Origin of the sequence: Pseudomonas sp. NBRC 111131, assembly GCF_001320525.1 — a bacterium.
GTDB classification, from domain to species: Bacteria; Pseudomonadota; Gammaproteobacteria; order Pseudomonadales; family Pseudomonadaceae; genus Aquipseudomonas; species Aquipseudomonas ceruminis.
Genome location: NZ_BCBH01000066.1, coordinates 1 through 8,301 on the forward strand (window position 1 = coordinate 1; position 8,301 = coordinate 8,301).

The 8,301-nt window shown below is 64.8% G+C and carries 8 protein-coding genes and 1 pseudogene; 5 read left to right on the forward strand and 4 right to left on the reverse strand.

Going from position 1 to position 8,301, the window contains the following annotated elements; all coding sequences use genetic code 11:
- From APH34_RS27950 to APH34_RS27970, 5 genes are all read left to right on the forward strand, one after another.
- Nucleotides 1-364, forward strand: a 364-nt coding sequence (locus APH34_RS27950) for an aromatic-ring-hydroxylating dioxygenase subunit beta (RefSeq protein WP_054903744.1), incomplete at its 5' end; no start/stop codon positions are given.
- Between the two features lie 10 nt (nt 365-374).
- Nucleotides 375-1,334, forward strand: a complete 960-nt coding sequence (locus APH34_RS27955) for a PDR/VanB family oxidoreductase (protein WP_054903745.1) — start codon at nt 375-377, stop codon at nt 1,332-1,334.
- A 110-nt stretch (nt 1,335-1,444) separates the two neighbouring features.
- On the forward strand, nt 1,445-2,689 hold the full coding sequence (locus APH34_RS27960; protein WP_054903746.1) for an OprD family outer membrane porin: 1,245 nt from the start codon (nt 1,445-1,447) through the stop codon (nt 2,687-2,689).
- A 22-nt stretch (nt 2,690-2,711) separates the two neighbouring features.
- A complete protein-coding gene (locus tag APH34_RS27965) occupies nt 2,712-4,007 on the forward strand; it encodes an MFS transporter (RefSeq protein ID WP_054903747.1) in 1,296 nt (431 codons plus the stop codon).
- Between the two features lie 95 nt (nt 4,008-4,102).
- On the forward strand, nt 4,103-4,729 hold the full coding sequence (locus APH34_RS27970) for an NIPSNAP family protein (protein ID WP_054903748.1): 627 nt from the start codon (nt 4,103-4,105) through the stop codon (nt 4,727-4,729).
- A 126-nt stretch (nt 4,730-4,855) separates the two neighbouring features.
- Here the strand turns inward: APH34_RS27970 and APH34_RS27975 are convergent, their stop codons facing one another.
- The 4 genes and pseudogenes from APH34_RS27975 to APH34_RS27990 form a co-directional block, all read right to left on the reverse strand.
- Nucleotides 4,856-5,872, reverse strand: a complete 1,017-nt coding sequence (locus APH34_RS27975) for a 3-hydroxybutyryl-CoA dehydrogenase (RefSeq protein WP_054903749.1) — start codon at nt 5,870-5,872, stop codon at nt 4,856-4,858.
- Complete coding sequence (locus tag APH34_RS27980) at nt 5,869-6,969, reverse strand: NAD/NADP-dependent octopine/nopaline dehydrogenase family protein (RefSeq protein WP_054903750.1); 1,101 nt, start codon at nt 6,967-6,969, stop codon at nt 5,869-5,871. Before APH34_RS27980 ends, APH34_RS27975 begins: the two co-directional genes overlap by 4 nt.
- 97 nt (nt 6,970-7,066) lie before the next feature.
- A complete protein-coding gene (locus tag APH34_RS27985) occupies nt 7,067-8,026 on the reverse strand; it encodes an AraC family transcriptional regulator (RefSeq protein WP_054903751.1) in 960 nt (319 codons plus the stop codon).
- Nucleotide 8,027: 1 nt separating this feature from the next.
- Nucleotides 8,028-8,301 (reverse strand): annotated as a pseudogene (locus APH34_RS27990) (MFS transporter); the annotation flags it as partial.

Sequence of the window (8,301 nt, forward strand, 5' to 3'; positions counted from 1 at the left end):
CATCATCCCCATCGACCCGCGGCAGACGGACTACGAGAACACCCTGAACTACGCCTACGACGACCACCACATGCGTACCCTGCGCGTGCAGCGGCTGGTCGGTGGCGAATCGATTTCCACCAGCCCGCAGCCGCGCACCGTGCGCAGCCTCTCGCGCATCCGCGTGCTGGGCGACGACGGCGTCACCGTGACCGTGCGGGCCGCACAGAACCTGCGCGAGTTCCGCAAGGAAAGCCTCAAGCACTACACCGCCGACCTGACCTACACCCTGGTACGCCGCGAGGGGGGCTTCCAGCTCCAGCGCAAGGTCATCAGCCTGATCAACAGCGACGATACCCTTGCCGGTATCGGCTACATCCTCTGAGGCCATGACCATGAGCGAACCCTTGCTCGACGTCATCGTGCAGGCCCGCCAGGTGCAAGGGGGCGACGTGGTCGTCCTCGAGCTGGCCGCCGTCGACGGCCAGGCCTTGCCGCGCTTTGCCGCTGGTGCCCATGTCGACCTGCACCTGGCGCCCGACCTGGTGCGCCAGTATTCGTTGTGTGGCGACCCTGCACAGGCCAACGTGTATCGCCTTGGCGTGCTCAAGGATAGTCAGTCCCGCGGCGGTTCGGCGGCGGTGTATACGCAATTGCAACCTGGCACGCCGATGCGCATCAGTGCGCCGCGCAACCTGTTCCCACTGGCCGCCGATGCTACACACTCGATCTTGTTGGGCGGTGGCATCGGCATTACCCCCATGATTGCCATGGCCCATGCCCTGCACGCACAGGGCCAACCCTTCGAGCTGCACTACCGTGGCCGCTCGCGCAGCCGTTGTGCCTTCGTCGAGGAGCTGCTAGCCGCACCGTTTGCCGCCAGCGTGTTCACCCATTTCAGCGATGAAGGCGCAGAGCAACAGCTCGACCTTGCTCAGGTACTGGGCCGAGCAACCCCCGGCGTGCATCTGTACACCTGCGGCCCAGCGGGCTTCATGGACTGGGTGATCGAAGCCGCGCGCGAGCAAGGTTACGACGCGCAGCACATCCACCACGAATACTTCCAGGCCGAGGTCGACACTCAGGGCGAGCGGTTCGAGGTGGTCGCTGCACGCAGTGGCAAGACCGTGCAGGTGCAAGAAGGCCAGACCCTGATCGCTGCCCTGCGCGACGTGGGCATCAAGGTCGATGTGTCATGCGAGCAAGGTGTGTGTGGCACCTGCCTGTGCGATGTCCTTGAAGGTGAAGCCGATCACCGTGACCACTACCTGACCGATGAGGAGAAACAAAGCAACGAACAAATCGTGCTGTGCTGTTCCCGGGCGCGCGGCAAGCGCCTGGTGCTGGATATCTAGAACAACAAAAAACAATACGTGACAGGCAAGCGGGCGCCAGACCTGCCCTCTTCTGCCCCAGTTTTTCAACTGCCCAGAACTTGTACTGATCACACTTCCAGGAAAACCCCATGGAACTCAAATGGCCGTTGCGTGCGACATCGTTTTGCCTGTGTGTTGGTTCCGTCCTACCCCTTACGTGCTTGGGCGACGTGGTCGATGACAGCCACCTCTCGCTGAATTTCAGAAACCTCTACCTGAACCGCAACTTCACCAATTCCAGCGCGCCGGTGTCCAAGGTCGGCAACTGGTCCCAAGGCTTCGACCTGCAGTTCGAGTCCGGCTATACCGATACCCCGCTGGCCGTTGGCTTCGAGCTCAACGGGCAATACGCGCTGCGCCTGGACTCCACCGGCAACGATGGCTCGCTGCCCTACAGCCGGCATCGCCAGCAGGCGGCAGACGACTACAGCCGGGGCGGCGCGACCCTCAAGCTCAAATACGCCAAGACCCTGGTGAAGATCGGTGATCAGAAGCCGTTCTACCCGGTTGCCTCCAACGACCCCAGCCGCCAGCTGGACACCGTGTACCAGGGCGCAGTGGTGGAATCGCGCGACATCGACAACCTGACCCTGGTGGGCGGGCGCTTCTGGTCGATCGTCACCCGCGAATCGTCCAACCATGAGCGCCTCTACCGTTACGGCACCAGCGACAGCCAGGACAGCGACGGCCTGGACTTCGTCGGTGCCACCTATGCGCTGACGCCGGATCTGCAAGGCAGTTACTTCCATGGTGTGCTAAACGATGTCTACAAGCAGGACTACGGCGGTATCAAACATACCTTGACGTTCGCCGACGGCTACCAGCTGAAAACCGATGTGGGCTATTTCAACAACCGCGAGGACGGGGCCGCCCGCAGCGGCGCGGTGGACAACCGCGCTTACTTCGGCCTGATGACTTTGGAAAAGAGCGGCCACATGGTCGGCGTGAGTTACCAGCGCATGACCGGTGACACGGTGTTCCCCACCCTCAACGGCTACGTGCCGCAACTGTGGCTGCCGAACTGGGCGAGCCTGCCGTTCATCCGCCCCGACGAGCGCAGCTGGTCGGTCCGCTATGGCTACAACTTCGCCGCCATGGGCCTGCCCGGGCTCAAGCTGTTCACCCGCTACATCAAGGGTACTGACATCGACCGCGGGCCGGGCCTTGCACGCGACAGGGAAAGCGAACGCGACATCATGCTGACCTACGTGATCCAGAGCGGCCCGCTCAAGGACCTCTCCTTCGACCTGAAGAACATGCGTACCCAGCAAACCTACGGCAATGACTACAACGAGTACCGCCTGATCACTTCCTACACCTGGAAGTTCTGGTGAACGGCCCGCATGGAGATGGCTCATGAGCAACCTCAACACCAGCATCACCCGTGACACCGACCCGCGCACCATGCGCCGCATCGTCATCGCCTCGGTACTGGGCAATGCCCTGGAATGGTATGACTTCTTCCTCTACGGCACGGCAGCGGCGCTGATCTTCGCACCGCTGTTCTTCCCCGCCGGCACCGACCCGGTGCTGGGCACCATGGCGTCGTTCGCCGGCTTTGCCGTGGGCTTTCTGGCGCGCCCGCTGGGTGGCCTGATCTTTGGCCACATCGGCGACAAGGCCGGGCGCAAGAAGGCGCTGGTGATGACCCTGGCGATCATGGGCGCGGCCACCTTCGCCATGGGCCTGCTGCCCACCTTCGAGCAAGCCGACTACCTGGCCCCGGCGTGCCTGGTGATCCTGCGCGTCTTGCAGGGGGTGGCTTCAGGGGGCGAATGGGGCGGTGGTGTCCTGCTGCTCAGCGAGAATGCGCCCAAAGAACGGGTCGGCTTCTATGCCGCCTGGAGCCAGCTGGGCGTGTCGGGTGGGTTCGTGCTGTCTGCCGCAGCCTTCTACCTGGTGCAGATGCTGCCCCATGAAGACATGATGAGCTGGGGTTGGCGCGTACCGTTCCTGGCCAGCATCCTGATCTTCGGCGTGGGTGTGTATATCCGACGGCGGCTGCCAGAGAGCAAGGCGTTCGTTGCCGAACAGGCGCAGCAAGACGCCCCCGAGCACCTGCCGGCGATGGAGGTGCTGCGCAAGCACCCCAAGGCGGTATTGCAGGCCATGGGCATCCGCATTGCCGAAAACGGCAGCGCTTACCTGTTCCTTGCCTTCACCATCGCCTACGCCAAGTTCACCGGGCTCGACACCCAGCTGGTGCTGGCCAGCGTGATGGTGGCGATGATCGTCGAGGCCGGCACCATCGTGTTCTGGGGTTGGCTGTCGGACATCATTGGCCGGCGGGTGGTGTATGCCATCGGCTCGGTCGGCTTGATGGTGCTGGCCTTCCCGTTCTTCTGGATGCTCGACACCCACTCCCCTGTGTGGGTGTACCTGGCCGCGTTGCTGGGCATGGCGTTCTGTCATGGCGCGATGATCGGCACCCAACCCGCGCTGATGGGTGAGTTGTTCCCCGCCAAAGTGCGCTACTCGGGGCTGGCCATGGGCCACGAAATCGCGTCGATCTTCTCCGGCGGCCTGGCACCGCTGGCGGCGACGGCGCTGTTCAGCGTGTACAAGGACGCCTGGCCGGTGTCGGTGATGCTGGTGGTGATGGGGGCAATTACCACGCTGGCGGTGTTGTCCATCAAACCTTCCCGGCAGTGACCTGCCCGCGCTGAGCATCGAGCAGCCACGTTTTTGCCTGGGCCTTTCCGTGCGGGGAGGGTCCGGGCTTTTTATTGCATCAGAGGAAAACACCCATGTCCGACCGCTACGAACTGCTGCGTTTCACCCTTCGCGTACGTACCCCCGCCATGGCCCTTCCCCGCCTGCAAAAGGCCTTGCACGAGGCGGGTGAAGGCGTTGAGCTGATCGGCTGCTGGCTATCGGAGATCGGCCCGCAGAACACCATCGCCGTGCTGCGCCGTTTCAGTAGCGCCGAGGCCCAGGCCGCCGAACGTGAACGGGTGCTGCTTTGCACAGACGCCTTTGCCATTGGCGAATTGGTTCTCGAACAGCACATGGACGACTACCGCCTGTTCCCGTTCCTGAAACCGCTGTCTGCCGGTAAGCACGGGCCGTTTTACGAGCTGCGCGAGTACGACCTGGTCACCAGCGGCCTGGAACCGACCCTGGCCGGCTGGCGCAAGGCTGTGGGGCCACGCACCGAGCCTGACTACTCCCAGGTGTACGCGGCGTTCTATGCCACCAGTGGCCGTGTACCGCGGTATTTGCATATCTGGCCCTATGCAAGCCTTGAACAACGCCTGGACGTGCGCACCCGCGCCGTGCGCGACGGGGTCTGGCCGCCGGAGAACTCGGCGCCGCAGTTGCAGAAGATGCAATCGGGGGTGTACTTGCCTGCCGCGTTTTCACCGCTGAGCTGACCCTGCCGTTGCCTGGCCAGCAAGGAGGTCAACCGCAATGTCGAGGCGGTACGCGATGTCACCGCCTCGTTGTCTGGTCAGGCCGAGCGCGCTGCAGGGATCAGCCAGCAACTCAATGCCCTGGCATCAGAGCAGCAAGGGTTGATCCAGCGCTTCAAGGCCTGAAGCAAAACGCGGCGCCAGGTTGGCCTGGCGCAAGCGCTGGACCAGTTCGACCAACCGCCCCTGACGATACGCAGCCACATCCAGCTCCCGGTAATCGTAGAAACCCACCCCATCACGCAGCCCGTTACGGCCCGCTGCCATGTTGTCCAGCACCGACTGCGGCGCCTGGTAACGCTCACCCAGCTGGCTGCCGAGGTACGCCGAGGCGTGGTACAGGATGTCGCCCCCACCCCAGTCGATGAACTCCAGCAAGCCCAGCACCGAAAAGCGCAGGCCGAACCCAGTGCGCACCGCCTGGTCGATCTGCTCGGCGCTGGCCACGCCCTCCTCGACCATGCGCACGGCCTCATTCATCACCAACGCCTGCAGGCGTGGCACGATAAAGCCAGGTGTGGCGCTACACACCACGGGTGCCTTGCCGATGCCCCGCAACACCGCCAGCAGCTCGGCAACCACCGCCTCGCTGGTTTGCGCACTGCGCGAAAGCTCCACCAGAGGCATCAGGTGCGCGGGGTTGAGCCAGTGCGCATTGAGCATGCGCTGTGGCGCCGACACCATCCCGGCCAGCTCTGTGACCAGGAATGTCGAGGTGGTCGAGGCAATGACAGTGTCTGCGGCCACGTGGCGGTCGATCCAGGCCAAGGCCTCGCGCTTGGCTGTCAGCACTTCCGGCACGGCCTCGAACACCAACCGGCAACGGCCCAGCGCCGGTCCGCCTTCGACCCGTGGGACCAGGCCTATCCGTGCCAGCGTCTGAGCGGCCTGCTGCGTGCCGATCAGTTCGAGGGCGACCAGGCTGTCCACCTGGGCGACGAGGTTGCACCACAGCGCCTCGAAATAGGTCGCCTGGGCCTGCGCCTCGCGCGCCTTCAAGTCGATCAGGCTCACCTGCCACCCGGCCTGTGCGAAGGCCAGGGCTATGCCCTCGCCCATGCGCCCGGCACCGATGACCGCGACGTGCCCCAGTGGCCCACTCATGCGGGTACCCCGTCCTGCAAAAGGGCCGCCATCTGTGCCCGGTCGAGCCCTGCGACGCCCAGGTTTTCCAAGGTGCGGCCTTCGCTGTACAGGTCGCGGCCAGTCACCGCCGACGCCAACGCCAGCAGGCCTTCGGCCACGGGTGTAGGCACACCGGCCCAACGCCCGACCGATATCAGCAAAGACAACCCCAGGCGGGTGTCTTCGAGCATGTAGCGGTGTTGCTGCAGGTCGATGTTCTCGCGCCAGTCACCGCTGTCGGTGAGTTTGCCGTGGGCGCCGCGGCCATACATCCACTCATCGCCTTGGTCGCTGTGGTAGTGGTCGGCCAACGGGAAATGCGGCGCCGGGTAGCCGAGCGCTTCTCGCACCCGCATGCGTTCGCCATCGAGCTGATGGGTGACCCGGCGAATCGACGGTTGGGTCCCTTCGTTGTGGATGTCCCAGGACGCGAAGTGCTCCAGCGGCCCGGCATTCATCAGGATCAGCGGCGGGTGAATGATCGGGCCGGCGTTCATCAGCGCACCGCTCAAGGCGTCCTCGATGGGCTCCACGCTGGGGTAGGCCTGGCGCAAAACGGCGAACGCCTGCGCTGACAAGCGACTGGGCAATACACCTGTGGGCAGGCGGGTGGCATAGGCGCTGATCACCAGTTGATCTGCCCCATGCTTGCGCACCAGGTAAGGCAAGGTGCCGGTTTCCGCGAACGCCACCTGGGCGGGGTTGCCGCTGTCGCGCAGGGCCTTGGCAAACACCCAGGTGCCGAACGTGCCCGGCGGCAAGAACACCACCTGGCCATCGTTCAGCAAAGGTGCAACCTGCGCCGCCAGCGCCTGATGGCTGGTGGCCGGCAACGGGATGACCACCAGGTCGGCGCCTTCCAGCGCCTGGGCCAGGTCGCCGACCAGTTGCAACCGGTCACCCAGGGCAACCTGCCGGGTACCACGGTAGTCGCGCACCGTGAGGCTGCCGATGGCTTGCAGCGCCTGCAAGGCTGCCTGGTCGCGCCGCCACAGGCGGGTAAAGTGGCCGCGCTCAGCCATGTCGACAGCCGCCGCGTAGCAGCCGTGGCCGCCGCCAAGAATAGTGACCTGCATAGGTATGACTCCGCGTGTTGAGGTAGGCCGATGCTAGCCAGCGCACGCGTCGCCGACGCTCCCGATCACGCAGGCAGGCTACCGATTACGCAACCTTTCACCGCTTGAGCGTGGCGCATGGCAGGCAGCCGAAGCGTTGCCGATAGTGCTGGGTGAAATGCCCAGGGCTGTGGATGCCAAAGCGCAACAGCACGTCGGTCACACTACCCTCGCCGCGCTGCAGCGCCTGGTGCACCGCGAGCAGGCGCCGGTCGCGAATGTAGGCGACTGGCGTCTGCCCCAGGAACTGACGAAAGCCGTTTTGCAAGGTACGTACCGAAACGCCACTGAGCGCGCACAGGCTGGACACGCCCAGCGGCTGGTCCAGGTGCGCTTCGATGTGATCACGTGCGCGGCGTACATGGCTGGGCAGTGGCGTGGCGCCGGCCTGGCGAAGCGCATTGGAGTAGTTGTGTGGCAACTGGGTCAGTAGCAGTTGCACCAGGTGGTCCGAAAGCCCTTGGCGCAACGGCCCCAGGTTCAGCTCCAGTGCCGACAGCCGGCACAGGTAGTCCAGCGCCAGACCCAATGCCTGCACACCGGGGTGCCCGGCGCCAAGCGGCACATCGAACACCAGCGGCTGGCTCAGGCTACGTCCGAGCAACCGTTGCAGGTGCAGCTCAAGGGTAGTGCTCGGCACGCTCAGAACCACATTGCGGCACGCGCCACCGGTGACGACCCGGCTGCTGGCGAAGGGCGAACTGACACTCAGGCCGCCGGCACCGACCGCCGTACGCTCGCGCCCGTGGCTGACTTCGCAGCGCCCCTGCAAGGTGGCGCGGAACAGGTAGTGTGCGCCGTCGCCTTGCAGGCTGACCTCCACCGGCGCGTGGTAGTGCAGCGCCAGCAGCCACGCGCCGGCCAATTCCATGCCGCTGACCTGCAGGCGCGCGGGCGTATTGTCCAACACACGCAGTTGGTGCGGGCACAGGTAGCGTGCCAGTTGCGCCTGCATCTGGGCCACATCGTCCAGGTCGAGCAGCGGGAATCGCTCCAGCAGACGTATGTCAGCGAACATGTCAGGCGTGAGCCGAGTGTTCGCGGCGCATGCTGTCCCGCAAGCACCGGCAGCCTCGTGCCAGCAGCACGATGGCGAGCAGCGATGCGGCGAAACTGACGATCGACATCGACGAACCAACCGCCGCCGGGGCGCCGAAGTAACGGTCGGTGATCAGCGCCACCAGCGTCGTCCCCAAGCCGAGCCCGAGCAGGTTGCTGATCAACAGGAACACCGCCGACACCTGGGCCCGCACCTGGTTCGGCGAAAGGATCTGCATGGCCGCAGTCGAGGCC

What these genes read in the sequence shown, in the direction of transcription:
- APH34_RS27955 (WP_054903745.1), top strand. Translation starts at nt 375, where the DNA reads ATGAGCGAACCCTTGCTCGACGTCATCGTGCAGGCCCGCCAGGTGCAA.
- APH34_RS27960 (WP_054903746.1), top strand. Translation starts at nt 1,445, where the DNA reads ATGGAACTCAAATGGCCGTTGCGTGCGACATCGTTTTGCCTGTGTGTT.
- APH34_RS27965 (WP_054903747.1), top strand. Translation starts at nt 2,712, where the DNA reads ATGAGCAACCTCAACACCAGCATCACCCGTGACACCGACCCGCGCACC.
- APH34_RS27970 (WP_054903748.1), top strand. Translation starts at nt 4,103, where the DNA reads ATGTCCGACCGCTACGAACTGCTGCGTTTCACCCTTCGCGTACGTACC.
- APH34_RS27975 (WP_054903749.1), bottom strand. Translation starts at nt 5,872, where the DNA reads ATGAGTGGGCCACTGGGGCACGTCGCGGTCATCGGTGCCGGGCGCATG.
- APH34_RS27980 (WP_054903750.1), bottom strand. Translation starts at nt 6,969, where the DNA reads ATGCAGGTCACTATTCTTGGCGGCGGCCACGGCTGCTACGCGGCGGCT.
- APH34_RS27985 (WP_054903751.1), bottom strand. Translation starts at nt 8,026, where the DNA reads ATGTTCGCTGACATACGTCTGCTGGAGCGATTCCCGCTGCTCGACCTG.